The 25,682-nt window shown below is 34.9% G+C and carries 26 protein-coding genes; 14 read left to right on the top strand and 12 right to left on the bottom strand.

All coding sequences use genetic code 11. From position 1 onward, the window contains the following. The first annotated feature begins 2 nt into the window (after positions 1-2). From RMN97_RS05390 to RMN97_RS05415, 6 genes are all read left to right on the top strand, one after another. Positions 3-1,130, top strand: a complete 1,128-nt coding sequence (locus RMN97_RS05390) for a sigma-54 dependent transcriptional regulator (protein WP_309613500.1) — start codon at positions 3-5, stop codon at positions 1,128-1,130. An 81-nt stretch (positions 1,131-1,211) separates the two neighbouring features. Then, the gene (locus tag RMN97_RS05395) at positions 1,212-1,829 is read left to right on the top strand and encodes a DEAD/DEAH box helicase (RefSeq protein WP_309613501.1); all 618 of its coding nucleotides are present in this window, start codon (positions 1,212-1,214) and stop codon (positions 1,827-1,829) included. A 62-nt stretch (positions 1,830-1,891) separates the two neighbouring features. Beyond that, positions 1,892-2,107, top strand: a complete 216-nt coding sequence (locus RMN97_RS05400) for a putative signal transducing protein (RefSeq protein ID WP_309613502.1) — start codon at positions 1,892-1,894, stop codon at positions 2,105-2,107. 35 nt (positions 2,108-2,142) lie between these two features. Then, positions 2,143-2,388: a hypothetical protein gene (locus tag RMN97_RS05405; protein WP_309613503.1), complete on the top strand. Its 246-nt coding sequence runs from the start codon at positions 2,143-2,145 to the stop codon at positions 2,386-2,388. 1 nt (position 2,389) lies between these two features. Beyond that, positions 2,390-2,575: a hypothetical protein gene (locus RMN97_RS05410; RefSeq protein ID WP_309613504.1), complete on the top strand. Its 186-nt coding sequence runs from the start codon at positions 2,390-2,392 to the stop codon at positions 2,573-2,575. A gap of 153 nt (positions 2,576-2,728) precedes the next feature. After that, positions 2,729-3,031 carry a hypothetical protein gene (locus RMN97_RS05415; RefSeq protein WP_309613505.1) on the top strand — a complete coding sequence of 101 codons (303 nt, stop codon included), beginning with the start codon at positions 2,729-2,731 and terminating at the stop codon, positions 3,029-3,031. Here RMN97_RS05415 and RMN97_RS05420 read toward each other — a convergent pair whose 3' ends face one another. Further along, positions 3,032-4,294: an MFS transporter gene (locus RMN97_RS05420; protein ID WP_309613506.1), complete on the bottom strand. Its 1,263-nt coding sequence runs from the start codon at positions 4,292-4,294 to the stop codon at positions 3,032-3,034. A 96-nt stretch (positions 4,295-4,390) separates the two neighbouring features. On the opposite strand from RMN97_RS05420, the gene RMN97_RS05425 reads away from it, so the two are divergent. Next, a complete protein-coding gene (locus RMN97_RS05425) occupies positions 4,391-6,025 on the top strand; it encodes an ABC-F family ATP-binding cassette domain-containing protein (RefSeq protein WP_309613507.1) in 1,635 nt (544 codons plus the stop codon). Between the two features lie 2 nt (positions 6,026-6,027). Here the strand turns inward: RMN97_RS05425 and RMN97_RS05430 are convergent, their stop codons facing one another. Next, complete coding sequence (locus RMN97_RS05430) at positions 6,028-6,846, bottom strand: DUF6929 family protein (protein WP_309613508.1); 819 nt, start codon at positions 6,844-6,846, stop codon at positions 6,028-6,030. 27 nt (positions 6,847-6,873) lie between these two features. Between RMN97_RS05430 and RMN97_RS05435 the strand changes: the two genes are divergently transcribed. Beyond that, the gene (locus RMN97_RS05435) at positions 6,874-7,749 is read left to right on the top strand and encodes a PPK2 family polyphosphate kinase (RefSeq protein WP_309613509.1); all 876 of its coding nucleotides are present in this window, start codon (positions 6,874-6,876) and stop codon (positions 7,747-7,749) included. 46 nt (positions 7,750-7,795) lie between these two features. On the opposite strand, the gene RMN97_RS05440 is transcribed toward RMN97_RS05435, so the two are convergent. Beyond that, the gene (locus tag RMN97_RS05440; protein ID WP_309613510.1) at positions 7,796-8,833 is read right to left on the bottom strand and encodes a T9SS type A sorting domain-containing protein; all 1,038 of its coding nucleotides are present in this window, start codon (positions 8,831-8,833) and stop codon (positions 7,796-7,798) included. Positions 8,834-8,929: 96 nt separating this feature from the next. Here RMN97_RS05440 and RMN97_RS05445 point away from each other — a divergent pair, with 96 nt between their 5' ends. From RMN97_RS05445 to RMN97_RS05455, 3 genes are all read left to right on the top strand, one after another. Next, positions 8,930-10,312: an MATE family efflux transporter gene (locus RMN97_RS05445; protein ID WP_309613511.1), complete on the top strand. Its 1,383-nt coding sequence runs from the start codon at positions 8,930-8,932 to the stop codon at positions 10,310-10,312. Positions 10,313-10,370: 58 nt separating this feature from the next. After that, positions 10,371-11,276 carry a prohibitin family protein gene (locus RMN97_RS05450; RefSeq protein ID WP_309613512.1) on the top strand — a complete coding sequence of 302 codons (906 nt, stop codon included), beginning with the start codon at positions 10,371-10,373 and terminating at the stop codon, positions 11,274-11,276. A 115-nt stretch (positions 11,277-11,391) separates the two neighbouring features. Further along, the gene (locus tag RMN97_RS05455; RefSeq protein WP_309613513.1) at positions 11,392-11,622 is read left to right on the top strand and encodes a hypothetical protein; all 231 of its coding nucleotides are present in this window, start codon (positions 11,392-11,394) and stop codon (positions 11,620-11,622) included. On the opposite strand, the gene meaB is transcribed toward RMN97_RS05455, so the two are convergent. Next, a complete protein-coding gene (gene meaB / locus RMN97_RS05460) occupies positions 11,623-12,720 on the bottom strand; it encodes a methylmalonyl Co-A mutase-associated GTPase MeaB (protein ID WP_309613514.1) in 1,098 nt (365 codons plus the stop codon). A gap of 235 nt (positions 12,721-12,955) precedes the next feature. Here meaB and RMN97_RS05465 point away from each other — a divergent pair, with 235 nt between their 5' ends. Next, positions 12,956-13,867, top strand: coding sequence for an AEC family transporter (locus RMN97_RS05465; RefSeq protein WP_309613515.1), 912 nt, complete (start codon positions 12,956-12,958; stop codon positions 13,865-13,867). A 110-nt stretch (positions 13,868-13,977) separates the two neighbouring features. Further along, positions 13,978-15,381 (top strand): FAD-linked oxidase C-terminal domain-containing protein, encoded by a 1,404-nt coding sequence (locus RMN97_RS05470; RefSeq protein ID WP_309613516.1) that lies wholly within the window; start codon positions 13,978-13,980, stop codon positions 15,379-15,381. A 257-nt stretch (positions 15,382-15,638) separates the two neighbouring features. Here the strand turns inward: RMN97_RS05470 and RMN97_RS05475 are convergent, their stop codons facing one another. From RMN97_RS05475 to RMN97_RS05510, 8 genes are all read right to left on the bottom strand, one after another. After that, the gene (locus RMN97_RS05475; protein ID WP_309613517.1) at positions 15,639-16,217 is read right to left on the bottom strand and encodes a hypothetical protein; all 579 of its coding nucleotides are present in this window, start codon (positions 16,215-16,217) and stop codon (positions 15,639-15,641) included. Between the two features lie 85 nt (positions 16,218-16,302). After that, the gene (locus RMN97_RS05480) at positions 16,303-16,866 is read right to left on the bottom strand and encodes an AraC family transcriptional regulator (protein ID WP_309613518.1); all 564 of its coding nucleotides are present in this window, start codon (positions 16,864-16,866) and stop codon (positions 16,303-16,305) included. 222 nt (positions 16,867-17,088) lie between these two features. Next, a complete protein-coding gene (locus RMN97_RS05485) occupies positions 17,089-18,291 on the bottom strand; it encodes an ATP-binding protein (RefSeq protein WP_309613519.1) in 1,203 nt (400 codons plus the stop codon). 208 nt (positions 18,292-18,499) lie between these two features. Next, positions 18,500-21,847: a preprotein translocase subunit SecA gene (gene secA, locus RMN97_RS05490; RefSeq protein WP_309613520.1), complete on the bottom strand. Its 3,348-nt coding sequence runs from the start codon at positions 21,845-21,847 to the stop codon at positions 18,500-18,502. Between the two features lie 93 nt (positions 21,848-21,940). Next, a complete protein-coding gene (locus RMN97_RS05495; protein WP_002986941.1) occupies positions 21,941-22,162 on the bottom strand; it encodes a DUF2795 domain-containing protein in 222 nt (73 codons plus the stop codon). 164 nt (positions 22,163-22,326) lie between these two features. Beyond that, on the bottom strand, positions 22,327-22,896 hold the full coding sequence (locus RMN97_RS05500; RefSeq protein WP_309613521.1) for a cob(I)yrinic acid a,c-diamide adenosyltransferase: 570 nt from the start codon (positions 22,894-22,896) through the stop codon (positions 22,327-22,329). A 154-nt stretch (positions 22,897-23,050) separates the two neighbouring features. Then, positions 23,051-23,911 carry a hypothetical protein gene (locus tag RMN97_RS05505; RefSeq protein WP_309613522.1) on the bottom strand — a complete coding sequence of 287 codons (861 nt, stop codon included), beginning with the start codon at positions 23,909-23,911 and terminating at the stop codon, positions 23,051-23,053. A 155-nt stretch (positions 23,912-24,066) separates the two neighbouring features. Beyond that, entirely contained in the window at positions 24,067-24,765 is a 699-nt protein-coding gene (locus tag RMN97_RS05510) for an ABC transporter ATP-binding protein (protein WP_309613523.1), read from the bottom strand. 214 nt (positions 24,766-24,979) lie between these two features. Here RMN97_RS05510 and RMN97_RS05515 point away from each other — a divergent pair, with 214 nt between their 5' ends. Then, positions 24,980-25,651: a hypothetical protein gene (locus tag RMN97_RS05515; protein ID WP_309613524.1), complete on the top strand. Its 672-nt coding sequence runs from the start codon at positions 24,980-24,982 to the stop codon at positions 25,649-25,651. Positions 25,652-25,682: the final 31 nt, after the last annotated feature.

Raw genomic sequence — 25,682 nt, forward strand, 5'->3', positions numbered from 1 at the left:
CGATAAGAAGGGTTTTGACAAAAATTCTTTCAGAAGAAAATGATACCTACCAAGTTGAAGAGGCTGAGGACGGAGTCTTAGGCCTCGAAAAAATAAAAAACAACGATTACGACCTGGTTTTGTGTGATATAAAAATGCCCAAAATGGATGGCGTAGAAGTGCTAGAAGCGGTTAAAAAAATCAAGCCTGAAATTCCTATGGTGATGATTTCCGGACACGGTGATTTAGAAACTGCGGTGAATACGATGCGTCTTGGAGCGTTTGATTATATTTCAAAACCACCCGATTTAAATCGATTATTAAACACGGTTCGAAATGCTTTAGATAAAAAACAATTGGTGGTTGAAAATAAAATTCTGAAGAAAAAAGTTTCCAAAAACTACGAAATCATTGGCGAAAGCGAACCTATCAATCAAATCAAATTGATGATAGAAAAAGTTGCGTTAACTGATGCCAGAGTTTTAATCACGGGACCAAACGGAACCGGAAAAGAATTAGTAGCGCATCAATTACACGAAAAAAGTGAAAGAGCAGAAGCGCCAATGATTGAAGTGAATTGCGCTGCGATTCCATCTGAACTGATAGAAAGCGAACTATTCGGACACGTAAAAGGCGCGTTTACGTCAGCCGTAAAAGACAGAGCCGGAAAATTTGAAGCTGCCGATGGAGGAACGATTTTCTTGGACGAAATTGGCGATATGAGCCTTTCGGCGCAAGCCAAAGTATTACGCGCTTTACAGGAAAGTTTAATACAAAGAGTTGGTGCCGACAAGGACATCAAAATCAATGTGCGAGTCGTTGCTGCAACCAATAAAGATTTGAAAAAAGAAATCGAAGAAGGAAGATTTAGAGAAGATTTGTATCATCGTTTGGCTGTAATTTTAATTAAAGTTCCATCTTTAAATGACCGACGAAGTGATATTCCGTTGTTGATTGAACATTTTGCATCTAAAATAGCTGAAGAGCAAGGGAATTCTACAAAATCGTTCTCTAAACAAGCTATTAAATTATTACAAGAATACGATTGGACCGGTAACATCCGTGAACTTCGAAATGTTGTTGAGCGTTTGATAATCCTTGGTGGAAGCGAGATTTCTGAAACTGATGTAAAACTATTTGCAAGTAAGTAATTAGTAACTAGTGATTAGTAATTAGCCTTTATCTGGAATTTTACTAATCACTATTTACTCTTCACCAATCACTAAAAAAAAATGAACTTAAAAAAAATAAACCCCAACCTCCAAAAAGCACTCATTGAAAATGGTTTAACCGAAGCCAATGAAATGCAACAGGAAACGTTTTCTACCATCAAAAGTGGCGCAGATGCCGTAATTCAATCGGCTGGCGGAACAGGAAAAACAACTGCAATTGTTCTAAACGTAATTCAGAAATTAGAAAAAACTTTAGACGAAAGTACACGAGCTTTAATAATTGTTGAAACCAAAGAAAAAGTATTGGAAATGGAAGAACTGTTTCTAAAATATGGAGTTTATACCGATTTAAGTATTTTGGGCGTTCATGATAAAGGTGATATCGATTACGATAAAAATGTTGTTTCCATGGGGTTGGATATTTTAATTGGAACGCCAAATAAAATCAATGCCATGTTTTCATCGGCAGGATTTAACAGCAATACCATTAAATTGATGATTGTTGATGACGCTGAAGTGTTATTCAGAAGCAGAATGGATGCTGTTATCCTTCGTCTCTCCAATAGTATTGAAAAAACGCAACGCCTATTCTTTTGTTCCCAAATAACCGAAAGAGTAGAATCGCTCGCAGATAAAATCATGATTGAACCGCTTTTCTTCGAAATGGAAGAAGAGTAAGTGTTAAGTTAGCAGTCGCAGTGTTCAGTTCAAAGAATTAACTATAAACCATAAACTATAAAATGGGCTTAATAAAAATATTTTCAGGAGAAGAAATTCTGGCAGTTTCCTTAAAGGAAAAATTAGAAGAATCAGATATCAACGTTGTCATTAGAAATAACAATCAGGCTAATGTTTTGCCAAGCATACAAACGGCAAAAGCGGTTGAATTATTCATCCAAGAAATTGATTTTGGTAAAGCAAATCCTGTGATTGAAGAGTTTAGGTTGAGTATTTAAAATTTGTATATTTGTTTTATATAAATCTATTTATCATGGATATAGCAGCAAAAAAAATAGAATTGATGGATTGGTTACTTCATATAAATGATGAAAGTAAGCTAAAAAAAATATTAGCATTAAAATCTGTTTTAGATAAAGAAGTTGTTGCACACACTACTAGTGGTTATCCAGTTGATAAAGAAGAATATATAAATATGGTGAAAGATGCTGACGAAAGAATTTCATCAGGAAAATATACCACTATTGAAGATTTAGAGAAAGAGATTGAGAATTGGTAATATGCAAAAGCCAATAAAAATACTTTGGGACAATCAAGCCAAAGCCGATTTGAAATTAATCTTTGAATTTATAAAACTGCAATCAATTCAAGAAGCAAAAAATGTAGTTAATGATATTGTTGCTCAAAGCAAAAAAATCCATTACACAGAACAATATCAAGCCGATGAAATTCTTGGTGAACCTTAAAAAGGATGATTATTAGAGATTATAAAATCATTTACAAAATTCATTCTGAAACTGAAATCAGAATACTTCAAATTTTTGATTGCCGTCAAAGCACATTAAAGCTCAAAAAATAGTTGTACAAATTTAATTAAAAGTTTAGGTTGAGTATCTAAGATGAAAAAAATAATCAGAATAGTGCCTTTTTTTCTGTTTTTATTGACTCTCGATCGTTTTTTCTTTTTACCTGGCAGAATGGATGCTACTTGGGAGTATGAAAAAGGAACTAATCTGGGAGATCCAATTACATTCGACAATATTGAAATCATCAATAATTTTGAAATTACAGTTCGAAAGACAGGAGAATCGAATTCGTGTTATCTTTTAGGATGTTATTTTGGAAATTTGTATTTGCTTGATTCACAAACATTAAAATATACAAAATACGTTGAATTGGAAGAAAGTACTTTTCTGAATTAGCTATTTAAATATTTTTAACCTACTTACCAAAAGGGAAATTAATAATCCAAAAATCCCAATTACAGCAAACGAATATTTCAAATTTGTTAACTCAGCAATAAAACCAATAAGTGGTGGGCCAATTAAAAAACCAAGAAAACTGATACTTGTTATTATTGTTAAGGCTATACCTGTTGGTACTTTTTCATGGTTACCTGCAGTATTGAAAATAATAGGAATCACATTGGAAACACCAAAACCAACCAACATAAAAGCTATAGTACATGAAATTAAATAGGGAAATAAAACAGCTAAGTACAGTCCGGTTGAAATTACAATACCACTAACAATCAACACTCTTTTGGCTTTATATTTATGAACTAATATATCGCTTAAAAATCTCCCTATTGCCATGCTAACCATAAAAGAAGTATATCCCAAAATCACTAACGCTCCAGGAGCTTTCACGATTTCTTTAAAATAAACACCACTCCAATCGAACATAATTCCCTCGCTGGCCATACCACAAAAACAAATTATTCCAAGCCAAATTAAAGTCAAATCGGGATTCTTAAAAAAGGAATAAGAACTGTCTTTTTCCTCTTGTTTTGATTTGGCATTTAAGATGAATTTATAGTTAAAAAGAATAATCAAAAGTACTAACACAAAGGCCAAGGCAAAATGTATCAAAGGACTCAATCCAAAAGTGAGCATTAATAAACCAACTAATGCTCCAAAAAAACCAGCTAAACTCCAAGTTCCATGAAATGAACCTATGATGGGTTTGTCAAACAATTGTTGTGTATAAACACCTTGTGTGTTGATAGCGATATTACAAAAATTGCTAAAAAAACCAAACAAAAATAACCCAATCGCCAATTGCCAAATAGTTGTTGCTAAACCCAATAAGATTAAGCAAAAAGTATATACAAGTAATCCTAAAATTGAAATGATTCTACTCCCATATTGGGTTACCACTTTGCCCGAAAAAGGCATGGCAGCGAGTTGCCCAATTGGCAAAACAAAAAGTAAACTTCCCAATAAAGCTTCGCTCATATTTAAAGTTGATTTAATATCAGGAATGCGACTTGCCCATGTAGAAAAGCAAAATCCCATTCCGAAGAAAAACAGCGAAGTTGCTATCCTAACCCTATTGAGATAAGATTTTTTTGTCTTTTTAAAGCTGCTTTTAATCTTGGCTTCAGGTAAAATTTTGGATAAAAAACTATAATCTATTAATGGCATCGTGTCAAAAGATTGTTGCCCTAAAGATAAATAAAACAAAGCATACATTTTCAAATTGCATCATTTCTAAATTAGACTATCTTTGCCGCTTCAAAAATCTAAGAAGTCTAACAATCTTATAATCTAGCAATCTAAATGATTACTGTAAACGACATAGCCGTTGAATTTGGCGGCACCACTCTTTTTAGCGAGGTAACTTTCGCCATCAATGAAACCGATAAAATTGCCCTTATGGGTAAAAATGGCGCTGGAAAATCAACCTTACTTAAAATTGTAGCTGGAGAAAACAAACCTTCTCGTGGTTCGATATCGGCTCCAAAAGAAGCGGTAATAGCCTATTTACCGCAGCATTTATTGGCTGCAGATAATTGTACGGTTATGGAAGAAGCCTCAAAAGCGTTTGCTGCCGTTTTCAAAATGAGAGATGAAATTGACGAAATCAATGAACAATTGACCATTCGCACCGATTATGAAAGCGATGACTACATGAAGCTGATTGAGCGTGTTTCTGAGTTGAGTGAGAAATACTATTCGATCGAAGAAGTAAACTACGAAGCTGAAGTGGAGAAGGTTTTAAAAGGATTGGGATTTGAAAGAGAAGATTTCAATCGCCCAACTTCTGAATTTTCCGGTGGATGGAGAATGCGTATTGAGTTGGCAAAAATACTTTTAAAACAACCCGATTTGATTTTGCTTGATGAACCGACGAATCACTTGGATATGGATAGTATTCAGTGGTTGGAGGATTTCTTAATCAATCAGGCGAAAGCGGTAATGGTGATTTCGCACGATAGAGCCTTTGTTGATAATATTACCAATCGTACCATTGAAGTTACGATGGGAAGAATTTACGATTATAAAGCCAAGTATTCTCATTATCTAGAACTGAGAAAAGATAGAAGAGTTCACCAACAAAAAGCCTATGATGAACAGCAAAAATTCATCGCAGATAATCAGGCTTTTATTGATAGATTTCGTGGTACTTTTTCTAAAACCGATGCAGTTCAATCACGCGTTAGAATGTTAGAAAAAATTGTTCCAATTGAAGTGGACGAAATTGATAATTCGGCATTGAAATTGAAATTTCCACCATCAGTTCGTTCGGGTCAATATCCTGTAATCGTTCGTGATTTGGAAAAATCGTATGGCAATCATTTAATTTTTAAAGACGCCAATATGGTTATTGAGCGTGGTCAGAAAGTAGCTTTCGTTGGTAAAAACGGTGAAGGTAAATCGACGATGATTAAAGCCATCATGAAAGAAATCGAAATTAATAGCGGAAATGTTGAGGTTGGACACAATTCACAGATTGGCTATTTTGCTCAAAATCAGGCGTCGTTATTAGACGGAAATGCTACAATTTTTGAAACGATTGATAACATTGCAGTAGGTGATGTTAGGACTCAAATCAAGAATATTTTGGGAGCATTTATGTTTCATGGCGATGATATTCAGAAGAAAGTAAAAGTGCTTTCAGGTGGAGAAAAAACACGTTTGGCAATGATAAAATTATTGCTAGAACCAGTTAACTTATTGATTTTGGATGAGCCTTCTAACCATTTGGACATGAAAACCAAAGACATTATTAAAGAAGCTTTAAAAGATTTTGACGGGACTTTAATTTTAGTTTCTCACGACAGAGATTTCCTTGACGGATTAGCGACTAAAGTTTTCGAATTTGGAAACAAACGCGTGAAAGAACATTTTGAAGATTTGAAAGGGTTCTTAGCTTACAAAAAAATGGAAAGCTTAAAGGAGATTGAAAAGTAACATTACAATTCAATAATTAATTTGTAAATAGTCGATACTAAGTCTTCAGTGTCATTATCCTCACAAAGCAGTAATTCAATTTGGGTTGCTGTTTTTTTGTACAATGTCAATCCTTCAAATTTGTGTTTTTCGCTGATTTGAATGGAACTTTTGAGTTCCATTGTTTTCAAATCTATCGTTCCAATTATACTTCCCATAACTTCACCGTCATCATATGTTGAAGTTGTATTTTCGGCTGCAGCCAGAAAGTAAATAGTATCTTCAATCAAAATAGCATCAGTAAAAGTGGCTTCTATTCCGTTAATTTTCGGAAGCTTTATTAATTTGAATTCCACCGTTTTGTTTATTCTATCATAGCAAAAAATACCATTTTGCGCATTGGCACCATTTCCACGTTGAAAGAAATAAATTATTTTATCCGTAATGATTACGCCTTCAATATTCAAATCATTGTCAGCAATCGAAATCGATTCGATAAGCCGTTTATAGATTTTGGATAAATCTGTTTCCTTTATCTTGTTATTTAAAAGATTAAAAGTGACTCTTGTATTTCTTTTTTTGGTCGAACCTGAACCAAATAGGTAAAGTTTATTTTCGAATACTGTTATGGCTTCAAAATCGGGCTTATCTTTTTTGGCAACAATTTCGGCACTGTTTTCAAAGAGCTTAATTTTTTCGTATTTTTTTTCAGTTTGGTTATAATGATAGAGAAATGTACTATTATCTGAAATAATATACAGTGAATTGTTTTCATAGACTATTCCTGATGCAGCTCCAATTCCTTCTATTTCAAGGAATGGTATAAGTTGAAATTTTTCCATAGTTTTACAAATATAATTACTTAGGTTATGAAAAGCATAAATCCAGATGATTTTAGGGTAATCGATAAAATTGAATTGTCAAAACTTCCAACTGAGTTAAACATCGATGCCGACGATGATGAGAAAGAAGAAGAATTATTAAATATTCAACAAAAGCTCAGTAAACGTCAAGATATTATGTATGCTCATAATCGATACGCAGTTTTGATCTGTTTGCAAGGCATGGACACCAGTGGTAAAGACAGTTTGATTCGGGAAGTCTTTAAAGAATTTAACTCTCGAGGTGTCGTGGTGCATAGTTTTAAAACACCTAATTCGACCGAACTAGAACATGATTATCTCTGGCGTCACTATTTGGCTTTGCCCGAAAAAGGAAAGTTTACTGTTTTTAATAGGACGCATTACGAAAATGTTTTGGTAACACGTGTCCATCCAGAATATATTTTGTTTGAGAACCTGCCTGGCATTGAAAAAGTCGAGGACATTACCCCAAATTTTTGGGAAAACCGAATGGAGCAAATCAATAATTTCGAAAAGCATATTGTTCAAAATGGAACAGTTGTATTGAAGTTTTTTCTCCACATGAGTAAAGAGGAACAGCGCAAAAGATTATTAAAACGATTAGAAAGTGGTGAGGATAATTGGAAGTTCTCTGCGGGCGATTTAAAGGAACGTGAACGTTGGGATGATTATATGAAATACTATGAAGAAGCCATCAACAAAACCTCTAAAGAAAATGTGCCTTGGTTTGTAATTCCGGCCGACGATAAAGAAATGGCACGTGTGATTGTTGCCAAAATTATTTGGGAAGAAATACAAAAACTCACTGATATTCAGGAACCTGAATTAGATCCAAAAATTAAGGCCAATATTGATTTGTATAAAGAACAATTAAGAAAATAAAAAAAGGCGCTGAACTTCAGCGCCTTTTTTATGAGGATTTCAAAAACTAATTAACCATTATTTTTTGCGTAAATCGCTGATTTGTTTCTGATAAAATTTCTACAATATAAACTCCGGTATTTCTAATTGGGTTTATTGTAATATCATTTACGGATTCCTGTAGTGAAATTGTTTTAGTTTCAATTTTTTTTCCTTGAATGTCATAGATGTTCAAAACTGTATTTTCTAATACATTATTTGATTTTATAGTTAATATACCATTATTTGCCTGATGGCCAGAAATAACAAATGAATTTCTGTTGAAATCATTATTGGACAGATTAAATGTCAAGGTTTCCCATGTTAAAGCAACACTAAACAAGCCCGCTCTTCCTGTTGGCATTCCGTTAGTCCAGTTTTGTCTCAAAATCATTCGATCAATACCATTAAGGGTTGCATCTATTTGATCAGTTCCTGATGAAGCAATAGCATCTGCAACAGCGGGAACGCCACTTGCATAAACTGCATCAACATAAAGTGAAACAACATCATCACTTGCTCCAGATCCTTTAGAATATTTGAAAATAATTAAATGATCTTGATTAAAATTTAAAGTTGTTGTAGCTGTAGAAATTGGATTTCCATTCGCTCCTTTTGCAATTCCTAAAACAAAGCCACTTCCTGATGGTGTAGCATACATTCTAAAAGAAGTGAAATAATTACCACCACTCAAAACTCTAAAGAAGTCACTATTGTTATTGGCTTGGGCACTTGTCAAATTTAGTACCACACCTACATATAAATCGTTGCCAGTAGCTACAGTAAATGGAGTACCACATGCATCTGAATTGATTTTTATATCACAAGATTTTAAGCTGGTTCCATAATTTAAATAACTCATTCCGGTGTCAATAATTTTTGAAGCTCCAGGACCGCTCGCAGAAGCTGTTCCCGCACCTCCAGGAAAAGATGAGTTATTAGTCCATGTTCCTTGACCGTTCAAATCAATTCCTGGTGTATAGGAATTTAAATTATCATTAAAAAGATTTTGGCAATTGACAAATGAGCAACTTAATAATAGTAATAAAAGTAAAATTCTTTTCATTGTTGTATGTTTTAAAATTATAGTGTAAATATATAAATATATTCACATAAAAAATGCTTCTCTTTGCATCCCGAACATCAGCATTAAAATTGTACAATGAATCTCTCTGTTTACACCAAAGAATTTAAATCAAATATGCAACTTGCCTATCCCGTAATTATTGGGATGCTAGGTCATACTTTAATTGGTATTGTAGATAATATTATGGTTGGAAAATTAGGGAGTACTGAACTTGCTGCAGTTTCTTTGGGTAACAGTATGATATTTGTTGCCATGTCGATTGGCATTGGATTTTCAACAGCCATAACTCCTATTGTTGCTGAAGCTGATGCAGAAAATGATAATTCCAAAATACGCTCTGCATTTCACCACGGATTGTTTTTATGTGTTGTTTTAGGGTTTTCACTTTTCGGATTGGTGGTTTTGGCTAAGCCGATAATGGAATTATTGCACCAACCGAAAGAAGTAATCACATTGGCAAAACCTTTCGTTGATTGGGTTGCCTTTTCATTAGTTCCGCTTATTATTTATCAAGGATACAAACAGTTTGCCGACGGCTTGTCGATGACCAAAGTTTCGATGTACGCAATTGTCATGGCCAATATTATGCACGTAATTATTAATTATTGTTTGATTTATGGCGTTTGGATTTTTCCTAAAATGGGAATTCTTGGTGCCGCACTGGGAACCGTGATTTCCAGAATTGCGATGGTTGTTTTCATGCACATGATTTTATCTCGAAAAGAACAATTAAAACAATACTTCCACAATTTTAGTTTTGATGAAATCAAGAAAGTAATGATTAAAAAAATTGTTGATCTTGGGTTTCCTTCTGCTATGCAAATGCTTTTTGAAGTAGTGCTTTTCACTGCCGGAATTTGGCTTTGTGGCAACATCGGAAAAAACAGTCAGGCAGCGAATCAAATTTCGTTAAGTTTGGCTTCCATGACGTTTATGTTTGCTATGGGTTTGAGCGTGGTTTCGATGATTAGAGTCAGTAACCAAAAAGGATTGAACGATTACAAACAATTGGTTGTTGTGGCACGTTCCATATTTTTATTGGCTATACTTATTGAAATTCTGTTTGCCATAATGTTTGTATCATTACATCAAGTTTTGCCGTATTTGTTTTTAAATATGGAAAACCAATCACAACTATTAGAAAATCAGGAAGTGATTGCTATTGCGTCCAAATTGCTTTTGGTTGCAGCAGTTTTTCAAATTTCTGATGGAATTCAGGTTGTTGTTTTGGGAGCGTTACGAGGCTTACAAGATGTCAAGATTCCAATGTATATCACTTTCGTGGCGTATTGGATCGTTGGGTTTCCGATTTCGTTTTATCTTGGAGAATATACATCACTAAAAGCCATTGGTGTATGGATCGGATTATTGGCGGGATTGACTACTGCTGCGGTTTTTCTGTTCATTCGATTCCATTATCTGACTAAGAAAATGATTTCAGAAAATACTTCCCAATAATTTGTAACTTACTTTTAACAGTTGCGTATAATCACCGTATAATTTAAAAACTCAGAAAATGATACTTTCACTTATTATTGGTGTTATCTTAATTATTGTCAGCTTTACATTAAAAAACAACGAAAATCCCCTTTCCAAATTTGCAAATCTTTTTAGGATTTTTGGATTCGTTGTTATTCTTATCGGTTTATTATCTTCAGTATTCAAACAAATTGACGCAGGAAAAGTGGGCGTAAAATCACTTTTTGGAAATGTGCAGCCTGATGTTTTAGAAAGTGGATTACACATTGTTAATCCTTTGTTAGATATAACTATTTTTGATGCACAAACTCAAAACTATACAATGTCTGCCATACATAATGAAGGCGCTCAAGAAGGTGACGATGCAATTCGAGTGTTGTCTAATGATGGATTGGAAGTTGTAATAGATTTAACCGTTTTATATAGAGTTTTGCCTAATGACGCTCCAAAAATTCTAAAAGGAATTGGAGAAAACTATACAGATAAAATCGTTAGACCTGTAACAAGAACTCGTATTCGAGATAATGCCGTTTACTATGATGCGGTGGCATTATATTCTACTAAAAGAGCTGAATTTCAGCAACGAATTTTTAAATCTATCGAAGCCGATTTTAAATCAAGAGGATTGGTTTTGGAACAATTATTAATCCGAAACATTAATCTTCCTTCTTCAGTAAAAACTACCATTGAAAGTAAAATTAATGCGGAACAAGATGCTCAAAAAATGATTTTCGTACTGCAAAAAGAAAAACAAGAAGCCGAACGTAAAAGGGTAGAAGCACAAGGTATAGCAGATTATCAAAAAATCATTTCATCTGGCTTGACCGATAAACAATTGCAATACGAACAAATCAAGGCGCAAAAAGAAATCGCGACTTCTTCTAATGCCAAAATTATTTTTATGGGCAAAGGAAGTGCTCCGGTAATTTTGTCTGATAAGTAATTATTTAGATAATACATGAGAGACTAATAGATGAGAGACTTTTTGAAATTAATTCTTTACTTTTGTCTTTCATCTATTAGTCTATTATCTATCATCTTTTTCTAAAACGCAAACTATGGAATTACCAAAATTTTTACTAGCAGACAATTCTGATTTACCAGAAGATGATATTTTTGTTATTCATCTTGATTTTCCTCGTTTTATAATTAATTTAAAAGATGATGAAGTAGAGTTTTTGGAAGATTTAGAAGGTGAAGATGAAACCGAATTAGAAAGCGAAATGGAACATTTAATTACTCTAGCCGGCGAATTCTACGACAGAGAAATGGAACGCTACGGAGAGTAGTTATCTAAAATACTTTTTTAACAAAATCTGAGCAGCAGCAAAAGGTGAGATTTCATCATTGGCGACTGCTTTTTTATTTGTTTCCAATAGTTTTATGATGTCTTCATGATGGTAGAAATTTTTTTTCAACTGCTCGTTGATGGTTTCCATCATCCAATATTGATTTTGTTCTTTGCGTTTTTCCTCAAAATAATGATTGGCTTTGACCAATTCGAAATAATTGGAAATCGTTTCCCAAACACTGTCAATTCCATCTTTTGTAATAGCACTACAAGTCGCCGAAGTTGGAATCCAACCTGATTTCTTAGCGGGGAATAAATGCAACGCTCGATTGAATTCGGTTTTGGCTAGTTTGGCTTTATTGATATTATCTCCATCGGCTTTGTTGATAACAACCGCATCTGCCATTTCCATAATACCGCGTTTGATGCCTTGCAATTCATCACCGGCACCAGAAATTTTTAGCAACAAAAAGAAATCAACCATCGAGTGAACTGCGGTTTCGCTTTGTCCAACACCAACCGTTTCAATAATGATAGTATTAAAACCTGCAGCTTCACAAAGGATAATAGTTTCCCGTGTTTTTCGAGCCACGCCACCCAAGGTTTCACCCGAAGCCGAAGGTCTGATGTATGCATTTCCGTCTTTTACTAATTCTTCCATTCGGGTTTTGTCTCCCAAAATACTACCGTGTGAAATAGTACTACTTGGATCAATGGCTAAGACTGCCACTTTTTTTCCTAATGAAGTCAGGTATTTTCCAAAAGATTCAATGAAAGTTGATTTTCCAACGCCGGGAACACCTGTAATTCCTATTCGAATCGATTTATTAGCATAAGGTAGACAGCCGTTGATTATTTCATTGGCTTTCGCCAGATGGGAAACATTTGTACTTTCTACTAAAGTTATCGCCCGACTCAAAGCCACTGTATCATGTGCTAAAATACCTGAAATAAGTTCTGCTGCTGAAGGTTGCACTTTTCTGCTCTTGACGATTTTCTCTAAAGAAGTTGTGCTGAAACTTTCCGTCCCGATACTTCGGGAGGGAATGCCTTCATTTTCGGTTAGTGCAGATTTTTTATTTGGCTTTTCGTTCAAGGGAAAATCGTTTTGGTAAATTTAGTAAAATATTGCTTCCTAATAATTCTGAGACTTCATTTTTAAGGAAACCTTTACCGGAGTTGTCCAATTGTTACACAGAGATTCACAGAGATTTTAAAGAGACTCACGGAGAAGCTTTTTAAAACTCAGTGAATCTTTAATTTTTTCTCTGTGTATCTCTGTGTAATAAAACAAACTTTCCGACCTTTGCATAATAAATGTAACACTTCGAATGGATAACATTCTATTAATTTTTCTCTGTTTACTGATGGGATTGGGAATGCAACGTGTAGCAGCTTTCCCAAAAAACGGACACTTAGCACTCAATCAATTTATCATCTATATTGCTTTGCCGGCTTTGGCGTTGTATTATATTCCTAAAGTTTCGATTTCTACGGATTTGTTATATCCATTAGGTGTTGCCTGGATTGGATTTCTCTTATCTTTTGTTTTTTTCTATGTTATCGGAAAAAGATTAGGTTGGCCTAATAGACTTATCGGTTGTTTGATTATTACGGCTGGTTTGGGCAATACATCATTTGTTGGTTTTCCGATAATTCAGGCACTTTATGGTGAAGAAGGTTTAAAAACGGCCATCATTGTCGACCAACCTGGAACGTTTGTAGTCATGGCAACACTTGGAATTATTACGGCCGGAATTTTTGCTAAAGGCAATTCAAGCTCTAGCGATATTGTTAAAAAAATTTTACTGTTTCCACCCTTTATTTGTTTTGTTATTGCGTTAACTATGAATGTTTTAAAAGTTGATTTTAATGAACATTTTGATACGGTTTTTCAAAAATTAGGTGCAACGGTAACTCCATTAGCTTTGGTTTCCGTCGGATTGCAATTAAAGGTTGATAAAAGAAGTCAGCATTGGAAATTTCTTCGGTTAGGATTGCTATTCAAATTAATTATTACTCCAGCAATTTTCTTTTTGCTTTATAAAATTATATTAGGAGGCAAAGGGTTAGCAGTTGATGTTTCCGTAATGGAATCGGCAATGGCACCAATGATTACTGGAGCCATTTTAGCCTCAAATTATGGCTTGAAACCAAAATTGAGCAGCATGATGGTCGGCATCGGAATTCCATTGTCATTTGCCACGCTTGCCATTTGGTATTTTATTTTAAACACATTTTAAATGCAAACGACTATTAACATGTCTTCAGAAAGTAAAATATTCTCAGTGAATCTCTATCTTCTTTGTGTATCTCTGTGAAATAATTTACTTTTACTTTTTAAATTTATACAATGGCACTCAACCCTGAAATACTCCAAAAGCTTTCTCAAATAGTTGGTGTAAACTATCTCTTCACTGACATTGAAACCCGTAATCATTACGGTCACGACGAAACCGAAGATTATGTTTTTCCGCCAAACGTAGTTGTTAAACCTGCGAATGCTCAGGAAATTTCAGCCATACTAAAAGTGGCCAACGAATATAAAATCCCAACAACACCAATTGGAGCCAGAACTGGTTTAAGCGGTGGCGCTTTATCGGTTTATGAAGGTATTGGTTTGTCAATGGAACGCCTAGATAAAATTCTGGAAATTGATGAGCAAAATTTGCAAGTCACGGTTGAACCAGCCGTTATCACCCAAGTTTTGCGTGAAATTGTTTCTGAAAAAGGATTGTTCTATCCTGTTGATCCAAGCAGTATGGGAAGTTGTTGGATAGGCGGAAATATTGCCGAAAATGCCGGTGGCGCCAGAGCTGTAAAATATGGTGTAACCAAAGATTATGTGCTCAATTTAGAAGTGGTTTTGCCTAATGGTGAGATTATTTGGACTGGAGCAAACACTTTAAAAAATTCGACAGGTTACAACTTAACACAATTGATGGTTGGTAGTGAAGGAACGCTGGGTGTAATTACAAAAGCGGTTTTAAAATTGTTACCAAAAAACAATCATAATATTTTGATGTTGGTTCCATTCTATGATGCAGCCCAAGCTTGTGAAGCTGTTTCTGCGATTTTTCGAGCCGGAATAGTTCCAAGTGCTTTAGAGTTTATGGAACGCGAAGCGATTGATTGGACGTTGCGATTGGTAGAAGGTATTAGTGTAGATGTCAAACCCGAACATCAAGCGCATTTGTTGATTGAAGTCGATGGAAATTATCCGGAAATTTTGATGCTTGAAGCCGAAAAAATCATGACTGTTGTTGAACAGTTCCATATCGATGCCGTTTTGTTTGCGGATACCGAAGACCAGAAAGCCGCTTTGTGGAAGATGCGGCGTTCTGTTGGTGAAGCAGTAAAATCAAACTCAATATATAAAGAAGAAGATACGGTTGTACCAAGATATATGCTTCCTGAATTATTATCCGGAATCAAGAAAATAGGAGAGAAGTATGGATTCAAATCGGTTTGCTATGGTCATGCCGGAGATGGAAATCTGCATGTCAATATAATCAAAGGCGATATGACTGATGACAATTGGCAAACACAAGTACCATTGGGAATTCGTCAAATATTTGAATTGACGGTTTCATTAAAAGGAACACTTTCCGGTGAACACGGTATTGGTTATGTACAAAAGAATTTTATGGACATTGCCTTTTCCAAAGCACATTTGGAGTTGATGGAAAGTATAAAGCGTGTCTTCGACCACAATAACATTTTAAATCCGGGTAAGATATTTCCGGATGAACTTTAACTGCTAATTTTTAACCACGAAGCGCACAAAGTGTAAAAAACCACAAAGCTCACAAAGATTTATTTCCTTGTGAGCTTTGTGGTTAAAAAATTAATCTCTTTTTGGACTTTGTTTCTTATCGCGCTTTTCAGCTTTTTTTTCTTTTGCCGTCTTTAGAGGTTCTTTTTTTGCGGCTTTCTGAACGTCTTTTCCTTTTGCCATTTTATAAATATTTTTTGATTAGTTACTAATAGTGAGATAAAGGTAAATACTATTTTTTATAAACCCAATGCTTTTTTTGTACTTTCTCCAAAAATCGCTTGAAAAGAAGTTAACTGATTGGCATCATCCAAGTTAAAAAATCGCCATTCATTCTTAGTGGTTTCATCCATGACAGCTATATAAGTTGTCGTTCTTCTTACGTTAAAGCTATTTCTTTTGGGTTCAAAAGTTACGTCTTTGGTTTTGCTGATTTGCTTTAACCAAATGGCTTTTTCTGCAGCAGTTTCAGTAGTTAATTTGGTTTCAAAAAAGTAACGCATTGGATTTCTGAAAGTAATCACGCAAAACGATTTGCCTTCTATTTTCTTGATTACTCCATATTGAAAAGGTAACGTTTCCAATTGTTCACGTAAACGGTAGTCATCGTTTCCATAATATTTATCGATCTTTTCGAGCATCGAATCTTTGCCAATAATCTTTACTGTTTCTGGATGTAATAATGAGACTATAGTTTCAAAATCCATTAGATAATTGGCTTCATAGAATTTTTTGGAAGCTACTTTCAAACTTTCAGTTGATTGGGAGAAAGTAGAGATGCTTAGGGAAAGGAAGAACAATTGTATTAGATTTTTCATTTTCATTTTAATATAGGTTCAAATATAAAAAAATCCCCAATAGTTTGAACCATTGAGGATTGTATTTATAGCTATGAACTTTACTTTACAATTCTTCGAGTTGAATACGTTTTTTGTATTGTTTGATTTTTTTAAAATAGGTTGGTGTGAGTCCGGTTACTTTTTTAAACTGATGCGATAAATGGGCTACGCTACTATATTCCATCTGGAAACTAATCTCAGTTAGTGATAATTCATCATACAAAAGCAATTCTTTGACACGTTCTATTTTGTTCAAAATGATATAATTGACAATGGTCGTTCCCGTAACTTCTGAAAAAAGGTTAGCAAGATGTGTATAATTATAGTCTAATTCTTGGCTTAAATATTCGGAGAAATTTACTTTGGGATATTTTTCGGAGTAATGAATCAGTTCTATAATGGCAGTTTTGGTTCTTTCGATGAGCATTGATTTTTTATCATCCATCAACTCTAACCCCTTTTTTAACAAACCTTTGCGGAGTAACTCTCTATCCTCACCATGAATGGTTTTTTTTAGCGTGACTTCACCTAAATCTATTGTAGTGTGCCCTAATTTTAATATATCTAATTCCTCCTTTACTGCCATTTTGCAACGAAGCGAAACCATGTATTTAATGTGTATTTTCAAGGTAAATGAGTATTTTGTTATAAAAGGAAGCAACTTTTGAAATTCAATAGTTTTTCTGTTTCCGATTCCTGTAAAGGTACTCTATTTCAAGATGCAAAGGTAATTTACTTCGCAATAGGTTCTTTGTATAATTCGAAACTACATTTATATATTTCACAGTTTTTGACAAAAAAAATCCCCAACAGTTTGCAAAATTGGGGATAACTATAAAGACTAAGATATTTATTTGTTTATTGTGAAAATAAATTTAGCACCCTTACCAATTTCAGATTCCACATGAATCTTACCACCTAAATTCTCCACAAGTTTTTTTACAGTTGCCAAACCAATACCATTCCCATTTTGGCCATATTTTTCCTGATTTGAAAGGGTTTCAAACAACTGGAATATTTTAGAATGGTTTTCTTTTGCAACCCCAGGTCCATTATCCTTAAAAGAGAAGATATACTGCGTTTCATTTTCATTTATCGTTAAATCTATCTCTGTAAGGGGTTTGTTATTATACTTAATTGCGTTAGTAACTAGGTTGATAAGGATTTGTTCTATTGCTGTTTTATTGGTATAAATTTCCTTTAAATCAGACTCGAGGCTGATAGCACAGTTACTTTCAATGGAAAAAAGAATGATAAGCTCATCCCTTAACTTTTCTAAACTTATATCCGTTTTTTTGTTGTGGATTAATTTTGTCGATTTGCTGTAATCTAATAATCCATCAATAAGGCCACGCAATTGCTCTGAAGAATTCTGGATATATCCAATCAGACTTTGCCCTTCCTGATTCATATTGGATCCATAATCATCTTTTAGTAATTGGGAAAGTGAGGAAATATTATTTAGCGGAGATTTTAAATCATTAGCTGCTATATAGGCAAATCGTTCCAATTCGGTGTTGCTTTCTTCAAGCTCCAGTATTGCCTGTTCCAAATACATTTTGTTTCTGCGCAGTTCTAATAAGTTCATTACCTGATCTGCCAACGACTTCAAGGCATTCAGCTGTGTTTCATTCAGGGAATTGGGTTTATGGTCAATAACGCACAAGGTTCCAAGCGGCAAGCCAGCACTATTTTTCAAAGGTACACCGGCATAAAAAACAACCTTTGGATCGCCTGTTACCAAAGGATTGTCATGAAAACGCTCGTCTTTTCGGGCATCCTGAACAATGAATGTATTTTCGGAATCGTGTATGGCATGGGCACAAAAAGCATGGTCTCTTGGCGTTTCTGTAGCATCAAGCCCGTGATGTGATTTAAACCATTGCCGGTCGCTGTCTATTAAAGTGATAAGTGAGATTGGAATATTGCAAATTTGTGATGCAATGGCTGTAAGATTGTCAAAATCTGTTTCGGGCAGCGTATCTAAAATAGAATATGATTCCAAAAGCTGCAGTCTTTCCTTTTCATTTTTATGCTTCTGCGGTATTAACATTTTAAAAGGGATGTTTTGAGTTAAAATTATTGGATAAACATAAGAGAATTTTATAAAATAGTAACACTTTGATATTCACAATATGAGCAATATAATGAAATTTTAATAAAAGGCTAAAACAAAAACGATTTGGTTTTAATAATTTTAAATAAAAAATCCTCAATAGCTTTTGCCATTGAGGATTGTATAAATAAATTCTTATCGGTATTTATTCGTGAATCAAAACCCATTCGCCTGAAGCCAACATGCTTTCAGCTTTTTTGAATTTCATACTTTCAGTTTTGCCACTCATTACATGTTTGATAGTCACAGTGTCGTTACGGTTAATTTTTGGAGCATCTCTTACAATAGTTTCAGTCACTTGTGGTCGTTGAGATGCTGCTTGGCTTGCTTGACGATTAGCACTTTCACTGCTTTCAATTTCGTCTTTACTTTCGGTGTAATTTTGTTTTTCACGAACTTGACGTGCTTCCTGAATAGTATTGTTTTGCTGAGGTAAATCACCTTTAAACAAGAACGAAATTACTTCTTTATTCACCCCATCAAGCATTGTTCTGAACAAATTAAAAGCTTCTAATTTATAGATTAGCAACGGATCTTTTTGCTCATGAACCGCCAACTGAACCGATTGTTTCAATTCGTCCATTTTGCGTAAATGCTTTTTCCAAGCTTCGTCTACAATTGCTAGTGTGATATTTTTTTCGAAGTCAGCTACTAATTGTGCGCCTTTTGTATCGTATGCTTTTTTCAAATCGGTAACAACATTCAACGTTTTGATTCCATCAGAAAACGGCACAATGATTCTTTCAAAAGTGTTTCCTTCTTTTTTGTAAACATCGGTAATTATAGGCAATGCTTCACGAGCACTTCTTTCGGTTTTTTCGGTATAATAAGCCAAACCAGCTTTATAAACTTTACCAGTGATTTCCATTTCTGATAATTTCTCAAATTCGGTAGCCGAAATCGGAGAAGTTATAGAGAAATAACGAATCAACTCAAATTCAAAATTTTTGAAATCGTTTCTGCCTTTGTTTTCGCTTACAATTAATTCGCAAGTGTCATACATCATATTGGCAATGTCCAGTTTCAAACGCTCTCCGTGCAAAGCGTGACGACGACGTTTGTAAACCACTTCACGTTGCGCATTCATTACATCATCATATTCAAGCAAACGCTTACGTGTTCCGAAATTGTTTTCTTCCACTTTTTTCTGTGCACGTTCAATAGACTTGGTCATCATTGAATGCTGAATTACTTCACCTTCTTTCAAACCCATTCTGTCCATGATTTTGGCAACTCTGTCTGAACCAAACAAACGCATTAGGTTATCTTCTAAAGACACATAAAACTGTGAACTTCCCGGATCACCTTGACGACCGGCACGACCACGTAACTGCCGATCAACACGGCGCGAATCGTGACGTTCGGTACCAATAATTGCTAAACCACCAGCCGCTTTTACTTCCGGAGTTAACTTAATATCGGTTCCACGACCAGCCATGTTGGTTGCGATTGTAACTACACCAGATTTACCAGCTTCTTCAACAATTTGCGCTTCTTGTTTGTGCATTTTTGCATTCAATACATTGTGATTTACACCACGTATTTTCAGCATTCGGCTTAATAATTCTGAAATCTCAACCGATGTTGTTCCAATAAGCACCGGTCTTCCGGCTTGCGATAATTGGGTTACATCTTCAATAACGGCGTTGAATTTTTCACGAACCGAACGGTAAATCAAATCTTCCTTATCGTGACGCGACATGCCACGGTTAGTCGGAATTTCAACTACATCTAATTTGTAGATTTCCCAAAGTTCACCAGCTTCTGTTACTGCTGTTCCTGTCATTCCGGCTAATTTGCTATACATACGGAAATAATTTTGTAAAGTAATCGTTGCAAATGTTTGGGTTGCTGCTTCAATAGTAACTTGTTCTTTGGCTTCGATAGCTTGGTGCAATCCGTCAGAATAACGACGACCATCCATGATACGACCTGTTTGCTCATCGACAATCAAAATTTTGTTGTCCATGATTACATATTCAACATCTTTTTCAAAAAGAGTATAAGCTTTTAATAACTGTGTAAGCGTGTGAATTCTTTCAGATTTGATTCCGAAATCCTGGAATAATTTTTCTTTAGCTTCCGCTTCTTTGTCTTTATCAAGATTTTGTTTCTCGATATTTGCAATTTCAGTTCCGATATCTGGCAAAACGAAGAATGTTTCGTCAGTATCTTTAGAAAGGAATTTGATTCCGTTATCAGACAATTCAACTTGATTGTTTTTTTCTTCGATTACAAAATACATCGCTTCATCAACTTCCGGCATTTTGCGGTTGTTGTCTGCCATGTATTCGTTTTCTGTTTTTTGAAGTAATGCTTTTACGCCTTCTTCACTTAAGAATTTGATAAGTGCTTTGTTTTTTGGTAATGCTCGATACGCTCTTAACAATTGGAAACCGGCATCTTTCATGTTTCCTTCTTTGAAGAAACGTTTGGCTTCAGTTAAAAAACCATTCGCCAATTGACGTTGTAAATTATAAAGGTTTTCTATTTTTGGTTTTAATTCGTTGAACTCATGACGATCACCATCTGGCACTGGACCAGAAATAATCAACGGCGTACGAGCATCATCAATTAATACCGAATCCACCTCATCAACAATTGCATAGTTGTGTTTTCTTTGCACCAAATCTTCCGGCGAATGCGCCATATTATCACGTAAGTAGTCGAAACCAAATTCGTTATTGGTACCATAAGTGATATCCGCTTCATATGCTTTTCTACGCGCATCCGAGTTTGGCGAATGATTATCAATACAGTCAACAGTCAAACCGTGGAATTCAAATAATGGTGCTTTCCAGGTGCTGTCACGTTTTGCCAGGTAATCATTCACGGTTACTAAGTGAACACCATTTCCGGTCAACGCATTTAAATAGAGTGGAAGTGTCGCTACCAAAGTTTTTCCTTCACCCGTTTGCATCTCCGAAATCTTACCTTCGTGAAGAACGATGCCACCAATCAACTGAACATCGTAGTGAATCATATCCCAGGTAATTTGTTTTCCAGCAGCATTCCATTGGTTTGCCCAATTGGTTTGGTCGCCAACTAAAGTTATATAGGGTTTTGTAGCCGAAAGTTCTCTGTCTTTTTCAGTTGTGGTAACGGTGATAGCCGAATTTTCTTTGAAACGTTTAGCCGTCTCTTTGATTACAGCAAAAGCTTCAGGAAGAATTTCAATCAATACTTTTTCTGAAATTTCGTAAGCTTCTTTTTCTAAAGCATCGATAGTGTTGTAGATATCTTCTCTTAAGTCAATATCAGCTGTATTTTCTGCCTCTTGTTTTTTTGCCTCTATTTCAGCATCTTGTTTAGCACGAGCTTGTTTTATTTTTTCTTTAAACTCAGCTGTTTTAGCTCGTAATTCATCATGAGAAAGTGATGCTAATACAGGTTCTAAAGCTTTTATTTTGGTTATGTAAGGTTGAGTAGCTTTGACATCTTTTTGAGATTTGTCGCCTACAAAAGCTTTGATAATGCTATTTATGAAACTCATAATTGGGTTGGTATTATATGTTTTTAACGGGATGCAAATTTAAACAAAAAAAAAGCCCTAAATGGACTTTTCTCTTTAAGTGATTTTTTATTTTTAGTATTCATCCTCATTCCAAAGATAATCTTCGTCGGTTGGATAATCTGGCCAAATTTCTTCCATAGATTCGTAGATTTCACCTTCGTCTTCGATAGATTGTAAATTCTCAACTACTTCTAGTGGAGCACCAGTTCTTATAGCATAATCAATAAGTTCATCTTTGGTTGCTGGCCAAGGTGCATCGCTTAAATACGATGCTAATTCTAATGTCCAATACATCTTCTGTGATTTTTAATATTATGCAAAAATAAATTTAATACTGAAAAAGTCAAGTTTTTTTTGATTTATTTTCAAATATGTTTAAGAACGTCTTTTTTTAGTGGTCAGTGGTCAGTTTTTAGTGGTCAGCGAATGACTGCTTTTTGAATACTGTTTACTGAACACTATTTTCTCGGAATCCATTGTACTTCATCTGCGTTCAGGTCCTTGGACAACTTCCGTGCCAAGACAAAAAGGTAGTCAGAAAGTCGGTTTAAGTACTTTATTACAAGTTCATGTGTAGGTTCTAATTCGTGTAAATGCACAGCTAAACGTTCGGCTCTACGGCATACACAACGCGCAATGTGACAATATGACACGGTTGTATGTCCGCCGGGCAGCACAAAGTGTGTCATTTGTGGTAAAGAGTCTTCCATGGTATCAATTTCGGTTTCAAGAAATTCGATATCGCTTTCTACAATTCCTAAATTTTGTAATCGAGGTTGTCCGTTTTTCAAGATTTCTTTTTCTGGTGGTGTTGCCAAAATTGCGCCCACGGTGAACAAACGGTCTTGGACTTCAATCAGAATATTTTTGTATAATGGATTGATTTCTTGATCGCGGATTAAACCAATTTGTGAGTTGAGTTCGTCAACAGTTCCGTAACTTTCTATTCGGATATGGTGTTTTGGGACACGAGTTCCGCCAAAAAGTGCTGTGGTTCCTGTATCTCCGGTTTTTGTGTAGACTTTCATGGTTGTGAGTTTCTGTGTTATTGAGTTGCTAAGTTACTGAGTTTTTTGATTATTTAGGTTAAAGTAACCGAATGTCCATTTGAGATTTATGACGAACTAAAGTTCGTGTACCTGAAGCCCACTGGGCTTCCTCCTCTTAATATCAAATTAAGTTTTATTTAGAGATTAAATCTAAAATGGCATTAACAAATCGTTGTTGTGAACCTTCACTATTATTAAAATACAAATCCGGTTCAATGCACTCAATTTCCATAAGATGCAATTGATTATTAATGATTATTCCGTCGACTCTAGCGTATAATAATTTTTCGCTAAAGGTATTTACAACCGCTTGCGCCTGATTGATTAAATCCTGATTGGGTTCTACAGAAACATAGTTTCCACCGAATTGAATTTGCACCCTAAAATCTCCATCAGCTGGTTTTTTATTGACACAGTGGGAAAATTTTTTGTTGAAAAAGATAAAGGAAGTTTCACCTTCCGAGACGATTTCCGTTCTGAATTCCTGTAGTAGTAATTCTTTTTCGGAAGCTATTGATTGGTATTGTAAATTGATTTGTTCTAATCGGTCAATTTCAAAGACTTCGGTAAGGTAAGCACCACCAGAATACGCTGGTTTTATTACAGCTTTTGACCAGTTTTTTGGAATGATTTCTTCTAAATTTAATGTTGTAGTTTTATCTATAAAAACCGTTGGAAGTATTTTGATTCCTTGATTTTCTAATTCACGAAGATAAAATTTATGTTTGTTTTTTTGGATTATTTCAATTGCATTAAGGGTTTTAATCCCATTTGATTGAATGTAATCGAGCCAAATATTGAATTGCTCTTCTTTTTCAAAATAGTCCCAGGTGTTTCTGAAAATCAGATAGTCGAAATGGTTCCAGTTGATGGTTTCATCATCCCAAACGGTTGCCTTTGCTGTAATAGTATGCTTGGCTAATTCTGGAATTAAGAATTGATCTGTTTGATAGAGTTCCGGAAATTTTTCACAGGTTAATAAGGCAATTTTCATAATAAAGTTGCTGAGTGACTAAGTGGCTAAGTTACTGAGTTTTTTTAGAGCTGACAAACACACAAATGGATTACTAACTAGCCTAGATGGCAGCGGCACCTTGTATAGCGGACAGCGGGAACAAGGATTACTGATAAAGCCCGAGCGTTTCGCTCCTACAAATGATTAACATTTGGACTGTCACTTTCTATCATTCCGTCTTTTAAACGAATAACTCTGTGAGCATATTTGGCAATTTCTTCTTCGTGCGTAACGACGATAACCGTATTTCCGTTTTTATGAATGTCGTTAAAAAGATTCATGATCTCTATTGAAGTTTTACTGTCGAGATTTCCTGTAGGTTCATCGGCCAAAATGATTGAAGGCTTATTGACCAATGCTCTGGCAATAGCCACCCGCTGGCGTTGTCCACCCGAAAGTTGGTTGGGTTGGTGATCCATTCTGTCGGAAAGGTTTACTTGTGTCAATACTTCGGTAGCTCGTTTGTTTCTTTCCGATTTGGAATGACCAGCGTAAATCATTGGTAAAGCCACATTATCGAGTGCTGTGGTTCGAGGTAAAAGATTAAAGGTTTGAAATACGAAACCAATTTCTTTATTTCTGATTTCGGCTAAATCATCATCGTGCATCTGACTGACATCATTTCCGTTGAGAATATAAGTTCCCGAAGTTGGAGTATCCAAGCAACCTAAAAGATTCATAAGCGTTGACTTTCCCGAACCTGATGGTCCCATAAGTGCTACATATTCCCCTTTGTTGATTTGAAGATCGATGCCTTTTAAAACGTTGATGGTTTCATTTCCGAGTTGGAAATCTCTCGTTAATTTCTTGATGTTTATTAATGTATTTGCCATTTTTTCAGCTAATGAATTTGGGTAAAGTTATAAAAAGAAAATTAAAATTTATGCATAGCTATGAGTAGGCTTCCCATTCAAATTGTTACAGCCTGATGCTTATAAACAAATCAAAAATGTGACAATTCTGTAAAACCTTTACATAAATGTGTAACATGTCAGAATTGAAAAGGAAGTAATTTTACATCTAACTAATAATAACAAATATAGTATTATGAAAAAAAGTGTTTATGCTGTCGGAATCCTGACATTGGTAGTTTTAGCGGTAGTGTCTTGTAAAGATGAAAAGCAGGCTCAAGCCGAAAAAACAGTCAATAATTATGTCGTTTATGTTGACTCACTAGATAATGTGTCAGAGGATGATGCCAGAGCAAATTGGGAAGCTATTGACGCTGGTTATCAAACACGTATTTCTGAAGCAGAAATGTCTGTAACAGATGCAAATGATAATGAAGCATTAAGAGAAAAAGTAGCGGTTAGCAAAGCAAAATATGAAGCGCTAAAAGCTAAGTACGAAGCTGAAGCAGCAGCTCAAACAACTAAATCTAAAACACCCAATCAATTATTAAGAGACCGATTTTTTGGTGAAGGTAAAGTTGGTGAAGACATGAACTTTTCGTGGGTAAACAAAGACAATATATTAAAAGTATATGATGATTTTTTCCAATCGTATAAGGACAATAAGGGTGATTTCTCAAGAGAAGATTATGATGAGACAAAATTGATATATGAAGCTCTCGATAGTAGAAAAAACACTGTTGAAAAAGAAGGATTATCTTCAGAAGATAATAATAAAATAGCCTCTATAAAATTCAAATTTGCCCCAATGTTTAAAATGAACCGTATTGGAGCAAAAGCAAGAGAAAATGAAGAAGCAAAAGAATAATTTTTGAATTGGTTTTGTTTAATTCGAGGAA

The organism is Flavobacterium sp. (assembly GCF_031381455.1).
Classification (GTDB): Bacteria; Bacteroidota; Bacteroidia; order Flavobacteriales; family Flavobacteriaceae; genus Flavobacterium.